The organism is Pseudomonas sp. NMI760_13, from assembly GCF_021283245.1.
Taxonomy (GTDB): Bacteria; Pseudomonadota; Gammaproteobacteria; order Pseudomonadales; family Pseudomonadaceae; genus Aquipseudomonas; species Aquipseudomonas peradeniyensis.
Genome location: NZ_JAJSRC010000010.1, coordinates 74252 through 96554 on the forward strand (window position 1 = coordinate 74252; position 22303 = coordinate 96554).

The 22303-nt window shown below is 66.0% G+C and carries 23 protein-coding genes; 15 read left to right on the top strand and 8 right to left on the bottom strand.

Annotated elements, in window-relative coordinates:
- Positions 1-101 precede the first annotated feature (101 nt).
- Positions 102-1961, top strand: a complete 1860-nt coding sequence (locus tag LU671_RS13115; RefSeq protein WP_186716079.1) for a SurA N-terminal domain-containing protein — start codon at positions 102-104, stop codon at positions 1959-1961.
- A 221-nt stretch (positions 1962-2182) separates the two neighbouring features.
- Here LU671_RS13115 and LU671_RS13120 read toward each other — a convergent pair whose 3' ends face one another.
- Positions 2183-3223, bottom strand: a complete 1041-nt coding sequence (locus LU671_RS13120) for a patatin-like phospholipase family protein (protein WP_203647380.1) — start codon at positions 3221-3223, stop codon at positions 2183-2185.
- Between the two features lie 158 nt (positions 3224-3381).
- On the opposite strand from LU671_RS13120, the gene LU671_RS13125 reads away from it, so the two are divergent.
- The 3 genes from LU671_RS13125 (at position 3382) to LU671_RS13135 (ending at position 5323) form a co-directional block, all read left to right on the top strand.
- On the top strand, positions 3382-3660 hold the full coding sequence (locus LU671_RS13125; protein ID WP_046854892.1) for a hypothetical protein: 279 nt from the start codon (positions 3382-3384) through the stop codon (positions 3658-3660).
- 14 nt (positions 3661-3674) lie between these two features.
- A complete protein-coding gene (locus tag LU671_RS13130) occupies positions 3675-4442 on the top strand; it encodes a CHAD domain-containing protein (protein WP_232855869.1) in 768 nt (255 codons plus the stop codon).
- 83 nt (positions 4443-4525) lie between these two features.
- Positions 4526-5323 (top strand): acyl-CoA thioesterase, encoded by a 798-nt coding sequence (locus LU671_RS13135; RefSeq protein ID WP_232855870.1) that lies wholly within the window; start codon positions 4526-4528, stop codon positions 5321-5323.
- A gap of 136 nt (positions 5324-5459) precedes the next feature.
- Here the strand turns inward: LU671_RS13135 and LU671_RS13140 are convergent, their stop codons facing one another.
- The 3 genes from LU671_RS13140 to LU671_RS13150 all read right to left on the bottom strand — a co-directional run bounded on the left by LU671_RS13140 (position 5460) and on the right by LU671_RS13150 (position 8291).
- Entirely contained in the window at positions 5460-5828 is a 369-nt protein-coding gene (locus LU671_RS13140) for an Mpo1-like protein (protein WP_203647377.1), read from the bottom strand.
- A gap of 91 nt (positions 5829-5919) precedes the next feature.
- Positions 5920-7398 carry a methyl-accepting chemotaxis protein gene (locus tag LU671_RS13145; protein ID WP_203647376.1) on the bottom strand — a complete coding sequence of 493 codons (1479 nt, stop codon included), beginning with the start codon at positions 7396-7398 and terminating at the stop codon, positions 5920-5922.
- An 86-nt stretch (positions 7399-7484) separates the two neighbouring features.
- Positions 7485-8291 carry a TatD family hydrolase gene (locus LU671_RS13150; RefSeq protein WP_232855871.1) on the bottom strand — a complete coding sequence of 269 codons (807 nt, stop codon included), beginning with the start codon at positions 8289-8291 and terminating at the stop codon, positions 7485-7487.
- 158 nt (positions 8292-8449) lie between these two features.
- Between LU671_RS13150 and LU671_RS13155 the strand changes: the two genes are divergently transcribed.
- The 4 genes from LU671_RS13155 (at position 8450) to greB (ending at position 11520) form a co-directional block, all read left to right on the top strand.
- Complete coding sequence (locus tag LU671_RS13155) at positions 8450-9856, top strand: transglycosylase SLT domain-containing protein (protein WP_232855872.1); 1407 nt, start codon at positions 8450-8452, stop codon at positions 9854-9856.
- 111 nt (positions 9857-9967) lie between these two features.
- Positions 9968-10402 (top strand): DoxX family protein, encoded by a 435-nt coding sequence (locus tag LU671_RS13160; RefSeq protein ID WP_050705059.1) that lies wholly within the window; start codon positions 9968-9970, stop codon positions 10400-10402.
- Positions 10403-10648: 246 nt separating this feature from the next.
- Positions 10649-10957 carry a hypothetical protein gene (locus LU671_RS13165; RefSeq protein WP_050705060.1) on the top strand — a complete coding sequence of 103 codons (309 nt, stop codon included), beginning with the start codon at positions 10649-10651 and terminating at the stop codon, positions 10955-10957.
- A gap of 89 nt (positions 10958-11046) precedes the next feature.
- On the top strand, positions 11047-11520 hold the full coding sequence (gene greB / locus LU671_RS13170) for a transcription elongation factor GreB (RefSeq protein ID WP_203647372.1): 474 nt from the start codon (positions 11047-11049) through the stop codon (positions 11518-11520).
- Positions 11521-11673: 153 nt separating this feature from the next.
- Here the strand turns inward: greB and LU671_RS13175 are convergent, their stop codons facing one another.
- Together LU671_RS13175 and LU671_RS13180 are read right to left on the bottom strand one after the other, a co-directional pair.
- Positions 11674-14181, bottom strand: a complete 2508-nt coding sequence (locus LU671_RS13175; RefSeq protein ID WP_232855873.1) for an ABC transporter permease — start codon at positions 14179-14181, stop codon at positions 11674-11676.
- Positions 14181-14864: an ABC transporter ATP-binding protein gene (locus LU671_RS13180; protein WP_232855874.1), complete on the bottom strand. Its 684-nt coding sequence runs from the start codon at positions 14862-14864 to the stop codon at positions 14181-14183. Before LU671_RS13180 ends, LU671_RS13175 begins: the two co-directional genes overlap by 1 nt.
- Positions 14865-14874: 10 nt before the next feature.
- On the opposite strand from LU671_RS13180, the gene LU671_RS13185 reads away from it, so the two are divergent.
- The 3 genes from LU671_RS13185 to LU671_RS13195 all read left to right on the top strand — a co-directional run bounded on the left by LU671_RS13185 (position 14875) and on the right by LU671_RS13195 (position 16889).
- Positions 14875-15480, top strand: coding sequence for an arylesterase (locus tag LU671_RS13185; protein WP_232855875.1), 606 nt, complete (start codon positions 14875-14877; stop codon positions 15478-15480).
- 58 nt (positions 15481-15538) lie between these two features.
- On the top strand, positions 15539-15820 hold the full coding sequence (locus LU671_RS13190) for a hypothetical protein (protein WP_028692618.1): 282 nt from the start codon (positions 15539-15541) through the stop codon (positions 15818-15820).
- 94 nt (positions 15821-15914) lie between these two features.
- Entirely contained in the window at positions 15915-16889 is a 975-nt protein-coding gene (locus tag LU671_RS13195; RefSeq protein WP_203647368.1) for a L,D-transpeptidase family protein, read from the top strand.
- Positions 16890-17119: 230 nt separating this feature from the next.
- Here LU671_RS13195 and oprI read toward each other — a convergent pair whose 3' ends face one another.
- Positions 17120-17371 (bottom strand): outer membrane lipoprotei OprI, encoded by a 252-nt coding sequence (oprI, locus tag LU671_RS13200; protein ID WP_003259780.1) that lies wholly within the window; start codon positions 17369-17371, stop codon positions 17120-17122.
- Positions 17372-17862: 491 nt separating this feature from the next.
- On the opposite strand from oprI, the gene LU671_RS13205 reads away from it, so the two are divergent.
- On the top strand, positions 17863-18144 hold the full coding sequence (locus LU671_RS13205) for a GNAT family N-acetyltransferase (protein ID WP_203647366.1): 282 nt from the start codon (positions 17863-17865) through the stop codon (positions 18142-18144).
- A 54-nt stretch (positions 18145-18198) separates the two neighbouring features.
- Here LU671_RS13205 and LU671_RS13210 read toward each other — a convergent pair whose 3' ends face one another.
- Positions 18199-19275, bottom strand: coding sequence for a 3-deoxy-7-phosphoheptulonate synthase (locus tag LU671_RS13210; protein WP_028692615.1), 1077 nt, complete (start codon positions 19273-19275; stop codon positions 18199-18201).
- 260 nt (positions 19276-19535) lie between these two features.
- On the opposite strand from LU671_RS13210, the gene LU671_RS13215 reads away from it, so the two are divergent.
- The 3 genes from LU671_RS13215 (at position 19536) to cysB (ending at position 22193) form a co-directional block, all read left to right on the top strand.
- A complete protein-coding gene (locus LU671_RS13215) occupies positions 19536-20498 on the top strand; it encodes a putative 2-dehydropantoate 2-reductase (protein ID WP_232855876.1) in 963 nt (320 codons plus the stop codon).
- 95 nt (positions 20499-20593) lie between these two features.
- Positions 20594-21091, top strand: a complete 498-nt coding sequence (locus LU671_RS13220) for a universal stress protein (RefSeq protein ID WP_110738113.1) — start codon at positions 20594-20596, stop codon at positions 21089-21091.
- Between the two features lie 127 nt (positions 21092-21218).
- Complete coding sequence (gene cysB / locus LU671_RS13225; RefSeq protein WP_011533140.1) at positions 21219-22193, top strand: HTH-type transcriptional regulator CysB; 975 nt, start codon at positions 21219-21221, stop codon at positions 22191-22193.
- Positions 22194-22303 lie beyond the last annotated feature (110 nt).

The window sequence follows — 22303 nt, forward strand, 5'->3', positions numbered from 1 at the left end:
CTTCGAAAAGGCGCATCCACTGGATGCGCCTTTCTTCTATCAGGATTCTACCCACGCTCCGCGGTTGTCGACGCAGTGGTACAGCCGTTTCTGGGGGACGCATGCTGCAGAATATCAGGGACAATTCACAAGGTTGGATTGCCAAGACCATCATCGGCCTAATCGTCGTGTTGATGGCGTTGACCGGCTTCGAGGCCATTTTCCAGGCCGCCAGCCATAGCCAGGACGCCGCCAAGGTGAACGGCCAGACCATCAGCCAGAACGAGCTGAGCCAGGCCGTGGACATGCAGCGCCGCCAGCTGATGCAACAGCTGGGCAAGGATTTCGACCCTGCGCTGCTGGACGAGAAGATGCTGCGCGAAGCAGCGCTCAAGGGGCTGATCGATCGCAAGCTGCTGTTGCAGGGTGCCGAAGACGCCAAGTTCGCTTTTTCCGAGGCCGCGCTGGATCAGCTGATCCTGCAGACGCCTGAATTCCAGGTCGATGGCAAGTTCAGCGCCGAGCGCTTCGACTCGGTCATCCGCCAGATGGGCTACGGCCGCATGCAGTTCCGCGAGATGCTCGCCCAGGAAATGCTGATCGGCCAGCTGCGCACCGGCCTTGCCGGCAGCAGCTTCGTCACCGACAAGCAGGTCGAGGCCTTCGCCCGCCTCGAGAAGCAGACCCGCGATTTCGCTTCACAGACCTTCAAGGCCGACCCGGCCGCGGTCAAGGTGAGCGATGACGAGGTCAAGGCGCACTACGACCAGCACGCCAAGGAATTCATGACCCCGGATCAGGTGGTCATCGACTACCTCGAGCTGAAGAAGTCGGCCTTCTTCGACCAGGTCAAGGTCGACGACGGCGAGCTCAAGGCCCTGTACGAGAAGGAGATCGCCAACCTGGGCGAGCAGCGCCATGCCGCGCACATCCTGATCGAGGTCAACGACAAGACCGACGATGCCAAGGCCAAGGCCCGCATCGAAGAGATCCAGCAGCGCCTGGACAAGGGTGAGGACTTCGCCAAGCTGGCCAAGGAATTCTCCCAGGATCCGGGTTCGGCCAACACCGGTGGCGACCTCGGCTTCGCCGGCCCTGGCGTGTACGACCCGGCCTTCGAGGACGCGCTGTACAAGCTGAACAAGGACCAGGTGTCCGCACCGGTACGCACCGAGTTCGGCTACCACCTGATCAAGCTGCTGGGCGTGCAGGCGCCGGATGTGCCGAGCTTCGCCAGCCTGAAGGACAAGCTGACCCACGAGCTGAAGACCCAGCAGGTGGAGCAGCGCTTCGTCGAGGCCACCAAGCAGCTCGAGGACACCGCCTTCGAAGCCTCCGACCTGGCCCAGCCGGCCCAGGACCTGGGCCTGAAGGTGCACACTTCGGCGGCCTTCGGTCGCGAGGGCGGCGAAGGCATCACCGCCAACCGCGCGGTGATCCAGGCCGCGTTCGGCGAGCAGGTGCTGGAAGAGGGCGCCAACAGCAACGCCATCGAGCTGGATCCGGAGACCGTGGTGGTACTGCGCGTCAAGGAACACCGCAAGCCTGAGCAACTGCCGCTGGAGGCCGTGGCCAAGAACATCAGCGAGCACCTGGCCAAGGAGAAGGCGATTGCCGAACTCAAGGCCAAGGCCGACAAGCTGATCGCCGGTCTGCGTGAGGGTTCGGCCAAGGCCGAAGGCCAGGGCTGGAAAGTCCACGAAGCGGTCACCCGCGGCCAGGACGGTATCGACCCGGCCGAGCTGCAGGCGGTGTTCCGCCTCGGCAAGCCTGCGGCCAAGGACAAGCCGGTCTACGGCAGCGTGGTCCTGGGCGACGGCAGCCTGGTGGTCCTTCAGCTCAAGGGCGTCAACGAAGGCGCCGCCGCCACCGACGAAGAGAAGGCGCAGATCCGTCGCTACCTCGCTTCGCGTGCCGGTTCGCAGGACTTCGCGGCCTATCGCAAGCTGCTTGAAGGCAGTGCCGACATCACGCGCTACTGAGTGGTGCGCTGATCACGAAACAGGCCGCGTATGCGGCCTGTTTCGTTTCCGATGTTCGGAACGCTCTGCTGCCTCCTCTCTCTCCCTCTGTAGGAGCGGCCTTGTGCCGCGAAAGGGGCGCGAAGCGGCCCCAGGATTTCAGCGTTGACGCTGCAATCGCCGGGGCTGCTGCGCAGCCCTTTCGCGGCACAAGGCCGCTCCTACAGGGATCGCGCGCGTAGCTACCGCCGAACCCCCTCATGATTGTCCAGCGTATCCCGCGCAACCTCCCGCCCCAGGGCGATCAGCTCCGGCGCCTTGTAGAACTCGAAGAACCGGCACACGCGCTTGGGCACGTTGATCAGTATGTCCGGCGGGTAGCCGGCGATCTTGTACTGGGCCAATGACGTCTGCATCACCTCGAAGCTCTGGTTGATCAGGTCGAGCAGGGACGCGGGGCCGACGTTGTCGACGATGAACGAACCCGTGGCCGATTTCGGCGCCCCCTCGCTCTGCGGCGCGGCCGCCGGCTGCTGGCCCTCGGGGGCGGCGCTTTCAGCGAGCCACGGGTTGGGGCTGGCCAGCCCCTCGGCGGTGATTTCCTGCTCCAGGCGGATCAGCTGTTCGGCTGGCTTGCGGCGAAACGGCAGGCGCGAGCCGAGCGAACTGATCAAGGCATCGAAGCGCATCTTGAATGCCGCCGGGCGCTCGATCACCGGCAGTTGGTATTGCTTCTGGTTGGTGGCGTTGAGGTTGACGGCGATGATCAGGTCACAGTGGCTGGACACCACCGGCACGATCGGCAGCGGGTTGAGGATGCCGCCATCGACCAGCGTGCGGTTGCCTTGCACCACCGGGGTGAACAGGCTGGGAATGGCCGCCGAGGCGCGCATGGCCTGGTGCAGGCAGCCCTCCTGGAACCAGATCTCCTGCTGGTTGGTCAGGTCGGTGGCGACCGCCGTGTAGGGGATGCGCAATTGCTCGATGTTGATTTCGCCAACGATCTTGCGGATCTGCCCGAACACCTTGTCGCCACGGATCGCCCCCAGGCGGAAGCTGACGTCCACCAGGCGCAGCACGTCGAGGTAGTCCAGGCTCTCGATCCAGCTGCGGTATTCGTCGAGTTTGCCGGCGGCGTAGATGCCGCCGATCACCGCGCCCATCGAGCAGCCGGCGATGCAGCCGATCTCATAGCCGCGTCGTTCGATTTCCTCGATCACGCCGATGTGCGCGTATCCCCGGGCACCACCGGAGCCCAGCACCAATGCCACGCGTTTGCCCATGACCTTTTCTCCCGCCGCTGTGCCACCATGGTCCAACAATGCACCCATTACCACCTGTGCTTCAATGTAGTCCGCGCTGGACTACGCTGAGCAGGGCACTTTTCGTTTGCTTTGCCGTCGAACGGCCACCTTAGTTTTTCACCCTCGAGGTATTACCGATGAAAGCCTGGATCACCCTTCCTCTGATTGCCCTGGCCCTGGCCGGCTGCGCGGGCAAGACGGCCTATCGCGACAGTTGCGCGACCCAGCTCGATGCCGCCTGGAAGGAACTGGACCTGGCCAAGGCCGAAGGCTTTGCCGGCACCGTGAGTTACTCCAAGGCGCTGTCGTTGTTGACCGGCGCCAAGACCCAGCAGCAGTTCGAAGGCTTCGAGGGCTGTACCCGCAAGGCCGAGAAGGCCCGTTTCTATATTCGTGAATCCCGCGCCGGGCGTTGACCGAGGAGCTGCCCATGTCCGTCATGCTCGATCATGTGGTCGGCCAGATCCTTGCCCTGCAGGTGCGCCTGCTGGCTTGCCGCGAGCGCCTGGCCGCCGACACCGACCGCGAGGCGTTGCACGACCTGCGCATCACCTTGCGGCGTCTGCGCAGCCTGCTGCGGCCGTTGCGTGGCCTGCCGGGCGTCGAGCAGCTCGAACAGTCGGCCGGAGCGTTGGGCACCCTGACTACGCCGCTGCGAGACCGTGAGGTGCTGGCGGCGCAGTTGACTCATCGCGGGCACATACAGGCAGGCGAGCGGCGTCAGGAGGGCAGGGCGCGCACCTATGCCGGTGTTGCGGCCAGCGCCCAGCTCAACCGCGTGCTGGCGATTCTCGATGCGTTTCCGATGTTCCTGCGTGCCGCCGGCCGTGAAGGGCTGGCGGCGAAGCTGGAGCAGCGCATCGACAAGCGCCTGCACAAGCAATGGCACAAGCTGCAGACGGCCCTGGCGGATCCTGCCCACGACCGCCACCGCCTGCGCCTGCTGATCAAGCGGGTACGCTATGGCGACCAGGCCTACCCGCAACTCGAACACGCCGGCAACAAGCTGCAGCGCCTGCTCAAGGCGGCCCAGGGCGACCTGGGCGACTGGCACGACCGCGTGCAGTGGTTGCTGCAGGTGCGCGAGCACAGCGACCTGCTCGGCTGCAAGGTGGCCTGGGAGCATGAGCTGCATGCCGCCGAGGCGCGCTCCGACCTCACCCTCGAAGCACTGCAAAAGGCCCTGGCGCGCCGTTAGTCCCGGCAAATGACCGATATGCGGGCTGTGGCTGGCGTGATCGCTGGTTACTATCGGTTTTTTTGGCGCAGGAGCCCTGGCACATGAACTTCACAGAATTGCTGGCAGCCGCCCGCGCGCACCCCGAGGCAATCAGCGTGCCCGCCGGCTGGGCCCAGGGGCGCGCGGTGTTCGGCGGCCTGATGGCGGCGATGGTGCACGAAGCGATGCGCCAGAAGCTGGGCGACGACCGCCCGGTGCGTTCGCTGGCCATCACCTTCGTCGGCCCGGCGGCGCCGGATGTGCCGATCAGTCTGGAGGTCGAGGTGCTGCGCGAGGGCAAGGCGGTCAGCACCTTGCTGGGGCGCGCCGTGCAGGATGGCCAGGTGGTGACCCTGGTACAGGGCAGCTTCGGTGCCGGTCGCCCTTCCGTGGTGGCGGTCGACGCGCCCACCGCGATGCCGATGAAGCCGCTGCAGGAGGCAGCGCCGGAGTTGCCCTTTATCAAGGGCATTACACCGGAGTTCATGCAGCACGTGGCGTTTCGCTGGGCGGTGGGCGGCCTGCCGTTCAGTGGCAACGACTCGCGCCATATGGGTGGTTGGGTGCGCCTGCGCGATGCCGCCGAGGAGCCGGTCGGGGTGGCGCACCTGCTGGCATTGGTCGATGCCTGGCCGCCCAGCCTGCTGCCGTATCTCAAGCAACCCGCCGCTGGCAGCACGCTGACCTGGACCATCGAGTTCGTGCAGCCCACGCCGCAGCTGTCGACCCTCGACTGGTGCCGCTATGTGGTCGAGACCGAGTATGCCCGTGATGGCTATGGGCATGCGGCCGCGGCGTTGTGGACGGCAGAGGGCGAGTTGCTGGCGTTGAGCCGGCAGACGGTGACTGTGTTCGCCTGAGCCATCTTCGTCAAGCCAATCGCGGGGCAAGCCCGCTCCCACGCCGCCCTGTGGCGCTTGTGGGAGATCGCCTAGCCTGGCGCGCAGGGTACAGAGTTCCAGCGTGGGAGCGGGCTTGCCCCGCGATGTATTTCAGTCAGTGGCGATGCTTGTGTCGCTCGCGCCAGGCCCGCCACCAGGCACCGCTCAGCACGAAGCGCGGGAAGGTGATGAACTGCTCGGTGAGCAGGCGTTGCACGGCGTCCTTGCGGCCACTGAACGGCTCGGGTTGCTCGGCTTCCAGGCGGTGCCCCTGGCGTTGCAGACCCAGCCCGGCCACCAGGGCGATGATGCCCACGGCGATCTGCGACAGGTCCAGCCCGAACAGCCCCGACAGCACCAGCAGCGCGCCAAGGATGAACAGCGGCACGGCGATCAGGTGCAGCACCAGGTTGGCGGGGTGGCGATGGTTATGGTGGTAGCCGCGCCATTGCCAGGCGGGCAGGTTGGGCAGTCGCTTGCTCATGGACAGATCCTCTGGGGCCTGTCCAAAGCTTAGTGCGGCCCCCGGGCGGGGGCCAATCGAGGCTGGCTATGGTGGCCATAGCCGGCGCGGGTCACAGCTTTAGCTGGCCGATCGCCTTGTTCAGCTCGCCGGCGAGGGTCGCCAGTTCACTGCTGGTGGTGGCCGAGCCCACGGTCTGCTGCACGGTCTCCTCGGTCACGTCGCGGATGCTGACCACGGCGCGGTTCATCTCCTCGGCCACCTGGCTTTGCTGCTCGGCGGCCACGGCGATCTGGGTGTTGCTTTCGCGCATCTGCGCCACGGCGCTGGTGATTTCGGCGAGGGCCTCGCCGGCTTCGCGGGCCTGCTTGACGCAATCGTCGGCCTTGTACGAGCTTTCCTGCATGAAATCCACCGCGTCGCGGGTACCGGCCTGCAGGTCGGCAACCATGGTGGTGATCTCGTCGGTGGAGGTCTGCACGCGCTTGGCCAGGTTGCGCACCTCATCGGCGACCACGGCGAAGCCGCGGCCCAGGTCGCCGGCGCGGGCCGCCTCGATGGCGGCGTTGAGGGCGAGCAGGTTGGTCTGTTCGGCGATGCTGTGGATGACCCCGACCACACCGTTGATCTTCTGGCTGTCATCGGCCAGCTGGCGGATCATCTCGGCGGTCTGCTGCACGCCGCTGGAGAGCCCGGCAATCGAGTCCTGCACGCGGCTGACCACGGCCTGGCCGCTGCCGGCCAGGGTGTCGGCGGTCTGCGACAGGTCGCGGGTGGCGCCGGCATGCTGGGCGATGTGGTGGACGGTGGCGGTCATCTCGTTGATCGCGGTGGCCGCCTGGTCGGTCTCGCTCTGCTGGCCGATCATGCCGTGGCGCACCTCGTCCATGCTGCCGGCCAGGCGCGCGGCACCGGAGTCCAGCTGCGCGGCGGTGCGCGCCACGGTGCTGACCACGCGGTGGTAGGTGGTCTGCATGGCGTTGAACGCGCCGGCCATCTGCCCGACTTCGTCGCCGCAGGCCAGTGGCACCCGGGCCGAGAGGTCGCCGGTCTTCTCCACGTGCAGCATCACGTCCTTGAGGGTGTTGAGCTGGCTGAGCAGGAAACGGATCAACAACTGCGAGGCGCAGAGCATCGCCAGCATCAGGATCAGCACGCACACGGCGTAGTTGCTGAAGCGGTCGAAATAGACCTGGCGCAGGCTCGGCGACTGGGCGATCAACGCAAGCTGCTGATCCCCCCGGCGCAGCACCTGGGCGCCGCGCAGCGGGTTGTCGCCGAGGATCCAGGCACCGGGCAGCTCGACCCAGCCCTGGCCGTCGCGCAGGGCTTCGAGGGGTTCGCCGGCGAACTGTGGTGTCTGGCCATTGCGCCAGGTGATCAGGTTGGCCTGGGCGGGCAGGGCCTGCCCGGCGGGCCAGGCCGCCAGCAGTTCGGCCTGGGCCTGGGCTTGCGCCTGCGCACCGCTGGCGCGGGCCTGCTGCTCCAGGTACACCGCGTAGAGCACCAGCATCAGGGTGGTGACGAAGGCCACGGCATTGACGGCCCAGAACTTGTATTTGAGGGAAACGTTGCTAAGCCAGGCACCCATGGTAGGTCTTCTCTGAGTTGGCGGAAACATTATTGGCAAGGTGCCATCATTGTGCCCGCCAAGGCCAGGGGCCTTGTTGATATGCGTCAAGAAACCCCAGGCAGGCCAAAGAACGCGCGGGCGCAGGCGCTGGTGTGGGCGGCGGTGTGCGCTGCGGTTTCATGGCGGTGCAGGGCCACCTCGCGCAGCACCTCGGGCAGGAAGGCCGGCTCGTTGCGGCCGTTCTTCGGCTTGGGCCGCAGGCTGCGGGGCAGCAGGTAGGGCGCGTCGCTTTCGAGCATCAGGCGGCCCTCGGGGATGTTGCCGACCAGGGGATGCAGGTGGGTGCCGCGGCGCTCGTCGCAGATCCAGCCGGTGATGCCGATGTGCAGGTCCAGGTCGAGGTAGGCGAACAGCGCCTGGCGCTCGCCGGTGAAGCAGTGCACCACGGCGGCGGGCAACTGGTCGCGGTAGTCCTTGAGGATTGCCAGCAGGCGCTCGCTGGCCTCTCGCTCGTGGAGGAACACCGGCAGGCGCAGTTCGACCGCCAGTGCCAGCTGCGCTTGCAGGGCTTTTTCCTGGGCCGGACGCGGGGAAAAGTCGCGATTGAAGTCCAGGCCGCATTCGCCCACGGCCACCACCCGTGGCTGGGCGAGCAGTTCGCGCAGCTGGCGTTCGCTGCCGCTGCTCCAGTGGCTGGCGTCGTGAGGGTGCACCCCGGCGGTGCTGAACAGGCGCTGGCCAGGTTCGTCCAGGCGCTGGCACAGTTCCAGGGCCTCGGTGCTGACGTCCAGGCTGGTGCCGGTAAGGACCATCTGTGCCACGCCGGCCTCCACGGCGCGCTCGACGATGGCGGCCTGCTGGTCGTGGAAACTGCTGTTGGTCAGGTTGACGCCGATATCGATCAGTTGCATGGTGCTACCTCGTGCCGCGGGGCGGCCAGCATAGCAAAAACCGGGATATCGAGAAAAAACCAAGAACTTCAAACGTTTGCCGTGGTCTGTTGCGGTCATTTATCACGGATCGATCACAGCACATGGTGCCCGCCAACCGCTCTCGGACCCTTATCCCCATGTTGCGAACCTTTTTGACTTGCCTGTTGCTGTCCGGGCCGCTGGCCGCCGTGCCGGCCGCTGCCGGCGAAGCCGGGCCGCAACAGCATGTGCCGGCCAGCCAGGCGCGTGACCTGGCGCAGATCCGTTCGAGCAAGGTGCTGCGGGTGCTGGTCAACCAGAGCCGCAACAGCTCCGGCGAGGTCAAGGGTGAGCCGGTAGGGGTCGAGTACTACCGCTTGCGCGCCCTGGAGCATGCCCTCAATGCCCGGGTCGCCGACGGCCAGGAAATCACCCTGAAGATCATCCCCCGCGCCAAGGAGCAGCTGCTTGCGGCATTGCAGCGCGGCGAGGGCGATCTTGCCGCCCCCGGCGAGCTGCTCGACCCGAGCGTGGTGCGCGGAGTTGGCGTCAGTGCCCCGGTGGTCGACCAGGTGCCGCTGCAACTGGTCGGGCGCAAGGGCGAGCGCGGCTACAGCCGCCCCGAGCAGTTGTCCGGGCGCACCGTCGCCCTGACCACCGCCAGTGCCGCGGGCGCGGCGATCCAGGCGATCAACCAGCAGCTGGCCCTGCGCAAGCGGGCACCGATCAAGGTGGAATGGGTCGACCCGACGCTGGCGGTGGAGGATGTGCTGGAGATGGTCCAGGCCGGCATCTACCCGTTGACCGTGGTGGAGCGGCCGATCGCCCAGCGCTGGGCGCGGGTGATGCCGCGCCTGCGGGTGGACAGCAAGCTGCAGCTGGCCCCGCCCCAGGCTATGCGCTGGTATGTGCGCCAGGACGCGCCGATGCTGCAGGCGGCGGTGGATCGCTTTCTCGCCACCTACCGCGCGCCGGACAACCAGGACGCGGCCTTCGAACGCATCTACCGGCGCCAGTACCGGGTGCACAACCCGCTGGCTCGACAGGATCGCCAGCGCCTGGAGTCGGTGCGCCCGGTGCTGCAGAAGCACGGTGGCGATCAGCAGTTCGACTGGCTGAATCTGGCCGCCCTGGCGTTCAAGGAGTCGACCCTCGACCCCAAGGCACGCGGCACCGGTGGCGCCCACGGGCTGATGCAGATCACCCCGTCGGCGGCCCAGCGGGTGGGGGTGAGCAACACCGCCACGGTGGACGGCAATGTCCAGGCCAGCGCCCGCTACCTGGCGCTGATCCGCCGCAAGTTCTTCGCCAGCCCGCAGCTCAACGAGCGCGAGCGCATGGCCTTCATCCTGGCCGCCTACAACCTCGGGCCGGAGCGGGTCCAGGCCATGCGTGCCGAAGCACGGCGGCGTGGGTTCAATGGCAACCAGTGGTTCTTCCAGACCGAGCGCATCGCCATGGAGCAGGTGGGCATGGGGCCGGTGAACTTCGTCAACAGCGTCAACAAGTACTTCCTCGCGTTCAACCGAGAGCGGGCTTCCCTGGAGCGTGTGGCGAAGCGCTAGATAAATCTAATTATTCGATAGAATTTACGCGATTATTGCGATTTTCTTATTCGATGATTTGATTAAGATGGCGCTCATCCAACACACACCTGCTCAAACAAGGAAGCAAACATGAATCACTCCCTCAAAGCCCTGTTCACCACCCGCGCCGGTTATGGCCTGAGCGTCGTGCGTATCCTGGTCGGCATCATCTTCATGGCCCATGGCGCGCAGAAACTGTTCGGCCTGTTCGGTGGCTACGGCCTGGAAGGCACCGGCCAGTGGATGGAAAGCATCGGCCTGGCCCCAGGCTACCTGATGGCCCTGCTGTCCGGCAGCGCCGAGTTCTTCGGCGGCCTGGCCCTGGTGGTCGGCCTGCTGGCCCGCCCGGCGGCGCTGGCACTGAGCGTGACCCTGGTGGTGGCGATCTTCTCGGTGCATATCGGCAACGGGCTGTTCATGTCCAACAACGGCTACGAGTTCGCCCTGGCGCTGATGGCCGGTACCGTGGCGGTGCTGATCGAGGGCGCCGGTCGCCTGTCGCTGGACCGCCTGATCGCACGCTGATCGTCAATCGCGGGGCCAGCCCGCTCCCACGAAGTTTGTGGGAGCGGGCTGGCCCCGCGATTGCTTTTGCACAAGCGCTTGTAACTTCATGCGTCTGCCTCTAGCATACCGATTGCGCCGATTTAAACAGCTACTTGCGGGGCGCAGGAGAGGCCCCGACGGGTCATCCGAAATACCGCTAAAGCGCTGGTTCGGTGACGCCTCCCACCGCTGCCCAGCGGGAACAGCGAGGCGGAGAGAGACTCCATGAGTTGCCCACGTACCAGTGTCTGCTTGACCCCCCTGGCCAAGAACCAGGCTTCCCGTACCCCGCGCATCCTGCTCGGCGGCCAGCATCAACCCACGCTTTTGCGCAATCTCGATGGCTTTTCCCGACGCAAGGGCCAGGCCTGTGCCTTCCTCATCCAGTTCTCCGACAGCTGTGAACAGCTCGACCAGTACGGCAACGACCGCTTCGACCTGGCTGTGATCCAGGCGCCCGCAGCAGAAGAGGCCGCCGAGGTCATCGGCCAGCTCACCCGCATTGCCCGCCAGGGGTTGATCACCCGGCGTTGAGCGGCGTGTCGCGTCCAGCCTTTTTTCGCTAAGCTCGGTCTCCCGGTGGGCGCCTGTCGCCCGCTGCGGATGCACTGAGGAGACAGTCGTTGAGCACCAACATCATCACCATTGAAGGCCATGCTGCGCTGAAGCAGGAGCTTGACCACCTGTGGCGGGTCTATCGCCCGGAAATCACCCAGAAGGTCACCTGGGCGGCATCGCTGGGCGATCGCAGCGAGAACGCCGACTACCAGTACAACAAGAAGCTGCTGCGCGAGATCGACCGCCGCGTGCGCTACCTGCGCAAGCGCCTGGAAGACGTCAAGGTGGTCGAGTACTCGCCTCAACAGGAAGGCAAGGTGTTCTTCGGTGCCTGGGTGGAGATCGAGAACGATGACGGCGAGCAGCTGCGCTTTCGCATCGTTGGCTATGACGAGATCCACGGGCGCAACGACTACATCTCCATCGACTCACCAATGGCCCGGGCCCTGCTAAAGAAGGGGGAGGGTGACGAAGTGCTGGTGCACACGCCCACGGGCGAGGCGACCTGGTATGTGAACAGCATCCGCTACAACCTCTAGCTGGCGACTCCTGTAGGAGCGGCCTTGCGCCGCGAAAGGGCTGCGAAGCGGCCCCGGGATATCAGCATCAAGGCAACGATCGCTGGGGCCGCTACGCAGCCCTTTCGCGGCGCGAGGCCGCTCCTACAGGGGGAAGCGTAAGCCTCCGAATATTCACCCCTCGCGCAACACCGCCAACGGGCTGGCATTGAGCGCGCGACGCGTGCCGATCACCCCGGCTGCGCCCACCAGCACCGCCCCGGCCAGCGGCAGCGCCAGCAGCCACGGATGCGGTGCCCAGTGCAGGTCGAAGGCGTAGCGGTACAGCGCCCAGGTGATCAGCTCGCACCCCAGTGCCGCCAGCACACCGCTGGCCGCGCCGAGCAGGCCGAACTCGATGCGCCGCGCCTTGACCAGCAACGGGCGCGCCGCCCCCAGCGCGCGCAGCAGGGCGCCCTGGCGGATGCGCTCGTCGAGGGTCGCCTGCAGGCCGGCAAACAGCACCGCCAGCCCCGCCGCCAGCACGAACAGCAGCACATACTCCACCGCCAGGGTGACCTGGGCGAGGATGCTGCGCAGCTGCGCCAGCAGCGCGTCGACCTGCAGCACGGTCACCGCCGGGAAGGCCCGGGACAGGGCGACGATCTCCTGGTCGTGGCCCGGCGCCAGGTAGAAGCTGGTGAGGTAGGTGGTGGGCAGGCCTTGCAGGGTGCCCGGCTGGAAGATCATGTAGAAGTTGGGCTGGAAGCTGTCCCAGTGCACGCTGCGCAGGCTGCTGACCCGGGCCTGGCGCTGCTGGCCGCCGATGTCGAAGGTCAGCAGGTCGCCCAGTTGCAGGTGCAGGCTCTGCGCCAGCTCCGCTTCCACGGAAACTCCGGGGACTTCATCACCGGCGGGCGCCTGCTGCCACCATTGGCCGGCGCTCAGGGCATTGCCCTGGGGTAGTTCGGCGGCCCAGGTCAGGCTGAGATCGCGCTGGATGGCGCGCTCGCCGGTGGATTCCTTGCTGACCAGCTGGCGCACCGGCTGCTCGTTGATATGGGTCAGGCGGCCGGGAATCACCGGGTACAGCGGTGCGGCGCTGGCGTTGATCTGGGCCAGGCGCTCGGTGAACGGCTGGCGCTCGTCGGGCAGGATGTTCAGGGCGAAATGGTTGGGCGCATCCTTGGGCAACTGCGCCTGCCAGGTGTCGAGCAGTTCCGCGCGCAGCAGGGCGACCAGGCCCATCGCCAGGAGGATCAGGCCGAAGGCCAGGGCCTGGCCGGCGGCGGCCAGCGGGTGGCGTAGCAGTTGCCCGAGCCCCAGGCGCCAGGCCAGCGGTGCGCCGCCCAGCAACCGGCGCAGGCTGCGCAGGCCGAGCAGCAGCAATCCACCCAGCAGCAAGGCGGCGATCAGCCCGCCGCCGAGCAGGGCGAAGGTCAGCAGCAGGTCCAGGCTCAGGCGCCACATGATCAGGCCCAGGGCGAGCAGGGCGGCGCCATACACCAGCCAGCTGCTTGGTGGCAGCGGCAGCAGGTCGCGGCGCAGCACACGCAGCGGCGGCACGCGACCAAGGGCCGCCAGCGGCGGCAGGGCGAAGCCGGCCAGGGCCACCAGCCCGGTGCCGATGCCGGCCAGCGCCGGGGTGAGTCCGCCGGGTGGCACCTGGCTGGGCAGCAGGCCTTCGAGCAGGCGGAACAGCCCCAGCTGCGCCAGCCAGCCGAGCAGGGCGCCGGCCAGCGCGGCGACGACGCCGAGCATGGCCAGTTGCAGGCTGTAGAGGCCGAGGGCCTGGTGCCGGGATAGTCCCAGGCAGCGCAACAGGGCGCTGGCGTCCAGGCGCCGCGCGGCGTAGCGGCTGGCCGACAGGGCTACGGCGACGCCAGCCAGCAGCACCGCCACCAGGCTGGCCATGTTCAGGTAGCGCTCGGCCTTGCCCAGGGCGCCGCCGATCTGCCGGTTGCCGTCGCGGGTGTCGAGCAGGCGCTGATTGGCTGCCAGGCTTTGTTCCGCTGTCTGCCGGTACTGTTGCAGGGCATCGATATCGCCGCGCCACAGGTCGCGGTAGCTGACCCGGCTGCCGGGCTGGATCACCCCCGTGGCGTCGAGGTCGGCGAGGTTCATCAGCACCCGTGGCGTCAGGCTGTAGAAATTGTTGGCGCGGTCGGGCTCGTAGGTCAGCACGCGGCTCATGCGCAGGGTCTTCATGCCCACGTCGATGCTGTCGCCGATGGCCAGGCCCAGCGCCGCGAGCAGGCGCGGCTCGACCCAGGCTTCGCCCGGCGCGGGGCCGCCACCAGGTGTTTCCTCGGCGTAGGGCGCCGCCGCGCTGCGCAACTGGCCGCGCAGGGGGTAGGCGGGGTCGGCGGCCTTGATGCTGGACAGCTGGATGCCGTTGTCGGCGCCGACCACGCTGGTGAATTCCACCACCCGCGCATGGCTCAGGCCCAGCGCCGTGCCATCGGCGATCTGCTGCGCGCTGGGCGGGGCGCTGCCCTGCAGGACCAGGTCGGCGCCGAGGAACTCGCTGGCGCGCAACTGCATGGCGCCGTTGAGGCGGGCGCCAAAGTAGCCGATGGCGGTACTGGCCGCCACCGCCACCAGCAAGGCGAAGAACAGCACGCGTACTTCGCTGGCGCGGGCATCGCGCAGCAACTGGCGCAGGGCCAGGACACACAGTCGCGGGAACGATAGGCGGGTCATCAGGGCTCCAGGGGCGCCACCAGGCGACCGGCATCCAGACGGATCAGGCGACGGCAGCGCTTGGCCAGGCGCTCGTCGTGGGTCACCAGCACCAGGGTGGTGCCGCGCTCCTGGTTCAGCTCGAACAACAGGTCGCTGATGCGCTCGCCGGTGTGGCTGTCGAGGTTGCCGGTGGGCTCGTCGGCGAACAGCACCGCCGGCTGCGCGGCGAAGGCGCGGGCGATTGCCACCCGCTGCTGCTCGCCGCCGGAGAGCTGGCGCGGGGTATGGCTCAGGCGCTTGCCCAGGCCGACCCGCTCGAGCAGGTCGCGGGCGTGTTCGCGGGCATCGCGCCGACCGTCCAGCTCCAGCGGCAGCATGACGTTCTCCAGGGCGTTGAGGCTGTCGAGCAACTGGAACGACTGGAACACGAAGCCCACGTGCTCGGCGCGCACCCGGGCGCGCTGGTCCTCGGCGAGGGGGCCGAGGTCGTGGCCGGCGAGGATCACCTTGCCGGCGCTGGGCCGGTCGAGACCGGCGAGCAGCCCCAGCAGCGTGGACTTGCCGGAGCCGGAGGCGCCGACGATGGCCAGGCTGTCGCCCTGGGCGAGGTCGAGGGAGAGGGCGTGGAGGATGGTCAGGTCGCCTTCCGCGCTGGGGACCACTTTGCTAAGGTTCTGCGCAACGAGAATGCTGGGGCCCATGGAGAATCCGATGCGAATGTGGTGGTTGAGTGCCGGCCTGGCCCTGTGTTGCCTGGCCCAGGGCGCGGCGGCGGGAACGCTGCTGGTTGTCGGCGATAGTATCAGCGCCGGTTTTGGCCTGGATACCCGCCAGGGGTGGGTCAACCTGCTGCAACAGCAGTTGAAGAAAGAGGGTTTCGACGACCAGGTGGTCAATGCCTCGATCAGTGGCGACACCAGTGCAGGTGGCCAGGCGCGGCTGCCGGCGCTGCTTGCGGCGCACAAGCCGGACCTGGTGGTGCTGGAGCTGGGAGGCAACGATGGCCTGCGCGGCCAGCCGCCGCAACAATTGCAACAGAATCTTGCCGCGATGATCGATCAGTCTCGCCAGGCCGGTGCCAAGGTGCTGCTGCTGGGCATGCGCCTGCCGCCGAACTATGGCGTGCGCTACACCACGGCATTCGCCCAGGTCTATGAACAGCTGGCCGCCGATAAAAAGGTGCCGCTGGTGCCGTTCTTCCTCGAAGGCGTGGGCGGGGTGCCGGAGCTGATGCAGGCCGATGGCATCCACCCGGCTGCGACCGCCCAGCAGCGCCTGCTGGAAAATGCCTGGCCGGCGATAAAACCCTTGCTGTGACGCTTTTATCGGGGGCCGCTTTCGGCTAATGTTGCGCCCCCCGTTTCGAGTGCCCCCGATGCCGCGCCCCGCCTGGTCCCTGTACGCCTATCAACTGATCGAGCCCGATGAGCAGCTCGACCTGTTTGCCTGCCAGGAAGTGCGCATCCACCTGGCCGCCCGCCAGCTCGAGCTGGGCGTGCCGGTCGACCGTACCTTGTGCGGTGGCCTGCTCCCGGCGCAGCCGCGCTGGTCGGGTGTGGAGCGGGCGATCTACCGCGACGAGCGCCTGTGCCCGCTGTGCCGGGCGATCCTCGATGCCCAGCGGCGCGGCATGCGCCCGGTGTGGCCGGAACTCTGAGCGCCTTTCATCATCTGAAACGCTTGCGCCTCCCGCTCGTTTGGGCGCGGGTGTACAATCGTTGTCTTGACTGATCTTTCGAAGGATTTCCCGGATGTTGCCGCGCTTTCCCGCCGTCACCCGTAGCCTGACCCTGGCCGCCCTGCTGGCGACAGGCCCCGCTGTTGCGCTGGAACTGCCGTTGCCAGCTCCCGGTGAAGACGTCGTCGGCCAGGTCCATACCATCAAGGCCAAGTACGAGGACACCTTCGCCGACATCGGCACCGCCAACGACCTCGGCTACCTCGAGATGATAGCCGCCAACCCGGGCGTCGACCCCTGGCTGCCGGGCGCCGGTACCGAAATCGTCCTGCCGACCCGCTACATCCTGCCGCCGGGCCCGCGTGAAGGCATCGTCATCAACCTGGCCGAATATCGCCTGTACTACTACCCGAAAGGGCAGAACGTGGTGCACACCTTCCCGCTGGGTATTGGTCGCGAGGGCTGGGGTTCGCCGATCGCCAACACCAAGATTACCGCCAAGACGCCGAACCCGACCTGGACCCCGCCAGCCTCGATTCGCGCCGAGCACGCCGCCGATGGCGACATCCTGCCGACGGTGGTGCCAGCAGGGCCGGACAATCCGCTGGGGCCGTTCAAGTTCACCCTGGGTGTACCGGGCTACCTGATCCACGGCTCGAACAAGAAGTTCGGCATCGGCATGCGCACCAGTCACGGTTGCTTCCGCATGCTCAACAACAACGTGCTGACCTTGTCGAAGATGGTTCCGGTGGGTACCCCGGTGCGCATCATCAACGAGCCGTACAAGTTCGGCATCAGTGCCGGCAAGGTCTATCTCGAGGCGCATACACCGCTGGACGACCACGGCAATCCGTCGGTGGTCGACAAGCACACCGCGGTCATCAATGCGTTGCTCAAGCGTGAAGACCTGGCCAACAACTTGCGCATGAACTGGGACATGGTTCGCGATGTGGTGGCGGCCGAAGACGGCATGCCGGTCGAGATCGCCGTGCCAACCAATGGTGCAAGCGCGCCGATGGTGTCGAGCATTCCGCCAGAACTGCAGTAAGCGATTGCCCGCTGGCAACTAGCGGGGCACTTTGGGGCCGCCTTGCGGCCCATCGCGGGACAAGCCCGCTCCTACAGGTACGGTAAACGCCATGCCTTTAGGCATAGGCTTGTCCCGGGGTGGGTCGCCAGGCGGCCCCAGTTGTTTGGGCGGCATCACCTGGCTTTTTTGCAGGCAATAAAAAAGCCGACCCACAAGTGGGTCGGCTCCATAACAATCCGTGAGGATTATTACTTGCGGCTGGCTTTGTCCAGCATACGCAGAGCGCGCTCGTTGGCTTCGTCAGCGGTCTGCTGAGCCTTCTGAGCAGCTGCCAGAGCGTCGTCAGCTTTGCGGTAGGCTTCGTCTGCACGAGCCTGGGCGCGAGCTGCTGCGTCTTCGGTAGCAGTCAGGCGAGCTTCGGTTTCTTTGGATACGCTGCTGCAACCGGTAGCCAGAACTGCGGCCAGAGCCAGAGCAGAGAATTTCAGAACGTTGTTCATCGTGTTCCCCTTCAAGGACTTTCTATTAAATAGCCATCTCTCGGAAAAGAGAAACTGGCCGGCGTACATAGTACCCATTACTTGTAGTAAGTAAACTGACTGAGCGCAAGAACTGCAAAAAAAATGCTGTGGACGGCCCCGGCGACGGGGTTTGTAAACAAAGTGTGAAAATCCTGGCCAGCCTTCGCAAGCGATTGTAGTACAGGAACTTTTTTGTTGAACTAAGGGTGACTTTAACTGTCGACCGGCGTCTTAGCCCTTGAACATCCGGTTGCTGTTGCCGGGCCTCGGGCGGATGGCTGTCAGCATTTTCATTCTGCACAGCTTGAGCATTCTCGCTGGTGCCGCCTACTATTTGAGGGGGCCATCGATGCAGAACGATCCCGGTCGCGCTGCTGTCGAAGGGGCAACAGGTGGCGTAGAGGTTCCTCCGCCGGATAAACCATATCGGTAAGGTAAGGGTCTGCCGACAAGACCTGCGAGGAGTAGTGATGAGCGAAACGCTGACCATCCACCATGACCAGGCCGGTCATCAGTTCGAGACCACCGTGGACGGTCACCGGGCCTATCTGACGTACATGGACCTGGGCAAGCAGACGCTGGACATCTATCGCACCTTCGTCCCCAATGCCCTGCGCGGTCGCGGGATTGCCGCCGCACTCACCGAGAGGGCGCTGGAGTACGCCGAGCAGATGGGCTACACGGTGATCCCGTCGTGCTCCTACGTCGAGCGCTACATGGAGCGTCAGCAGCGGCATTCGAGCAAGGCCTGACACGGCACACATGAAAACGCCGGGCATTGCCCGGCGTTTTCGTTTGCACGTCTTTTAGCCGCGCTGGCGCTTGGGCAGTACATCCTTGAGCTTGGCATGCATGCTGCGCAGGGTCTTCTCGGTGGCCGCCCAGTCGATGCAGGCATCGGTGACGGACACGCCGTACTGCAGTTCGTCGAGGTTTTTCGGAATCGCCTGGCAGCCCCAGTTCAGGTGGCTCTCGACCATCAGGCCGATGATCGACTGGTTGCCTTCGAGGATCTGGTTGGCGACGTTCTCCATGACCAGCGGCTGCAGGGCCGGGTCCTTGTTGGAGTTGGCGTGGCTGCAGTCGACCATGATGTTGGGCTTGATCTTGGCCTTGACCAGATCCTGCTCGCACAGGGCGACGCTGACCGAGTCGTAGTTGGGCTTGCCGTTGCCGCCGCGCAGCACCACGTGGCCATAGGCGTTGCCCTTGGTGGTGACGATGGACACGCCGCCTTCCTGGTTGATGCCCAGGAATCGGTGCGGCTTGGACACCGACTGCAAGGCGTTGATGGCCACGGTCAGGCCGCCATCGGTGCCGTTCTTGAAACCGACCGCCGAGGACAGGCCCGAGGCCATCTCGCGGTGGGTCTGGGATTCGGTGGTGCGGGCGCCGATGGCCGACCAGCTGATCAGGTCCTGCAGGTACTGCGGGGAGATCGGGTCGAGCGCTTCGGTGGCGGTGGGCAGGCCCTTCTCGGCCAGGTCCAGCAGCAGTTGGCGACCGATGTGCAGGCCGTCCTGGATCTTGAACGAGTCGTCCAGGTACGGGTCGTTGATCAGGCCTTTCCAGCCGACGGTGGTCCGCGGCTTCTCGAAGTACACGCGCATGACCAGGTACAGGGTGTCGGAGACTTCCTCGGCCAGCACCTTCAGGCGCTCGGCGTACTCGTGGGCGGCCTTGATGTCGTGGATCGAGCAGGGGCCGACCACCACGAACAGGCGATGATCCTTGCCGTCGAGGATGTTGCGCACCACTTCACGGCCGGCAGTCACGGTCTGCAGGGCCTTGGCGCTGAGGGGGATTTCCTTCTTGAGCTGATCGGGGGTGATCAAGGTCTCGTTGGAGGCAACGTTAAGGTCATCGATCGGTAAATCAGCCATCGTGTTACTCGTCAGGTCACGGGTGCCGGCCGCCAGCGATCCCCGTGCGGCCCAGCAGCAGATTATTCGCAGCGGGGAGGCCGAACCTTAGCGCGTTAGCGGGGGCGCGACAATGGGCTGGGGCCCGTCGATACGGGGTTTTTGCCCATCGGGTGGCGTTTGCGGGCGGTTCGATGTCGGCTGGGAGGATTTGGTCGCGATGGCCGGCACGCGGGTATAGTGGCTGACCCACAACAATGACTCTCGCTCAGGAGCACGGCATGGCGTCCCTCGACCCTCGCATTGGCAATCCCCGCATCGGCATCATCGGCAGCGGCGCAATCGGTGGATTCTACGGCCTGATGCTGGCCCGCGCCGGCTTCGACGTGCACTTTCTGTTGCGCAGCGAATACCTGGCCGTGCGCGAGCAGGGGCTGCGCCTGGACAGCGCGGTGCATGGCCAGGTGCACATGCCGGTGCAGGCCTACGCCTCTGCCGCCGACATGCCGCCCTGCGACTGGCTGCTGGTGGGTGCCAAGGCCACCAGCAACGCGGAGCTGGCGCCCTTGATCGTGCAGGCCGCGGCGCCCGATGCCCGGGTGGTGTTGCTGCAGAACGGCCTTGGCGTCGAGGAGCAGTTGCGCCCGGCCTTGCGCCCGGACCTGCACCTGCTCGGCGGCCTGTGCTTCATCTGCGTCAATCGCGAGGGCCTCGGTGTTATCCGCCACCAGTCGCTGGGCGCGGTGAACCTGGGCTATCACAGTGGTCCTGCGCAGGACGGCGGGGCTGCCGTGGTGGAGGAGGGCGCCGGGCTGTTCCGGGCCGCGGGCATCGATTCCCAGGCCATGGCCGACCTCGATCAGGCGCGCTGGCAGAAGCTGGTGTGGAACGTGCCCTACAACGGCCTTTCGGTGTTGCTGCAGGCCAGCACCACGCCCTTGATGGGCGATGCCGACAGCCGCGCGCTGATCCAGGCGTTGATGGCCGAAGTGGTGGCGGGCGCCAAGGCCAGTGGCCGCGAGCTGCCGGCGGGCTATGCCGAGCACCTGTTCCGAATCACCGAGAAGATGCCGGACTACTGGCCGAGCATGTACCACGACCATGTCCAGCAGCGGCCGCTGGAGCTGCAGGCGATCTATGCCGAGCCCCTGGCCCGGGCCCGCGCGGCCGGTTGCGCGTTGCCGCGCATGGAGGCGTTGTACCAGGCCCTGGCGTTCATCGACCGGCGTAATCGGCAGGCCTGAAGCCCGCGGCGGCTGTGCGCCGGACGGCCAGGCGACCGCCGATGGCGCTGCTAAGCTCAAGCTTGCTCTGCCGTCGCGGCAGTCGAGGAGGTCGAATGATCCGTTCCATGCTGTTTGCCACTGACCTCGGTGTCTATGCGCCCTTCATCATGCAGCACGCCCTGGCCCTGGCGCGGACCTTCAACGCAGAGCTGTATGTGATTCATGCCGTGGAGCCCATGGGCCAGTTCGCCGAATCGTTGCTGCAGAGCTACCTCGATGAGCAGACCCTCGATGCGCTGCACAGCGAGGGCGTCAACACGGTCATGGCCAATATCGAGCAGCGGGTGCTGGAGAACTTTCGCGACGAGATGACCGAGCCGGCCGACCTGGCATTGATCCGCGCGGTGCGGGTGCGCCAGGGCGATCCGGCCCAGGTGATCCTCGAGCAGGCCCAGCGGTTGTCGGTCGACCTGCTGATCTTCGGCAGCCACAGCGCCGGCGCGGGGGTGGATGTGCCGATCGGCCGCACGGCGGTGCGGCTGCTGCAACTGTCACCGGTGCCGGTGTACATGGTGCCGTTGGCTCACCATCTTGGACGTAGGAAATCGTGAACCTAGCGGTAGGACTTTTTCCAGCGAACGTAACAAAATAGTTCTAGATTTATTTCTCAAGCCACTAATATAGTTATAACTCGTCGCTGCCGGCGCGCCGGTGACCTACCGCCTTTGAGGGATATCTATGAAGCTTCAGCAACTGCGCTACATCTGGGAAGTGGCGCACCATGACCTCAACGTTTCCGCGACGGCGCAGAGCCTGTACACCTCCCAACCGGGTATCAGCAAGCAGATTCGCCTGCTCGAGGACGAGCTGGGCGTCGAGGTCTTCGCCCGCAGCGGCAAGCATCTGACCCGCGTCACCCCGGCGGGCGAGCGCATCATCAATACCGCCGGCGAGATCCTGCGCAAGGTCGAAAGCATCAAGCAGATCGCCCAGGAATTCTCCAACGAGAAGAAGGGCACCCTCTCGATCGCCACCACCCACACCCAGGCGCGCTACGCGCTGCCGCCGGTGATCAGCAACTTCATCAAGCAGTACCCGGAAGTCGCCCTGCACATGCACCAGGGTTCGCCGATGCAGATCGCCGAGATGGCGGCCGACGGTACCGTCGACTTCGCCATCGCCACCGAGGCACTGGAGCTGTTCGGCGACCTGATCATGATGCCGTGCTACAAGTGGAACCGCTGCGTGGTGGTGCCCCAGGGGCATCCGCTGACCAAGCTGCCGAAGCTGACCCTGGAAGCGGTGGCCGAGTACCCGATCGTCACCTACGTGTTCGGCTTCACCGGCCGTTCCAAGCTCGACGAAGCGTTCAATCACCGTGGCCTGACGCCGAAGGTAGTATTCACCGCCGCCGACGCCGACGTGATCAAGACCTATGTGCGCCTGGGCCTGGGCGTGGGCATCGTGGCCAAGATGGCGGTCGACCCGAAGCTCGACAGCGATTTGGTGTGCCTGGACGCCAGCGAGCTGTTCGAGGCCAGCATCACCAAGATCGGCTTCCGTCGCGGCACCTTCCTGCGTGGCTTCATGTGCGACTTCATCGAGAAGTTCGCGCCGCACCTGACCCGTGAGGTGATGGCCAAGGCGATCCAGTGCCATAACAAGCAGGAGCTCGAAGAGCTGTTCGAAGGGGTCGAGCTGCCGGTGCACTGATCTGAAATAGCTGGGGCCGCTTTGCGGCCCTTTCGCGGCACAAGGCCGCTCCTACAAGGGAAACGTAACCCTCTGTAGGAGCGGCCTTGTGCCGCGAAAGGGGCGCGAAG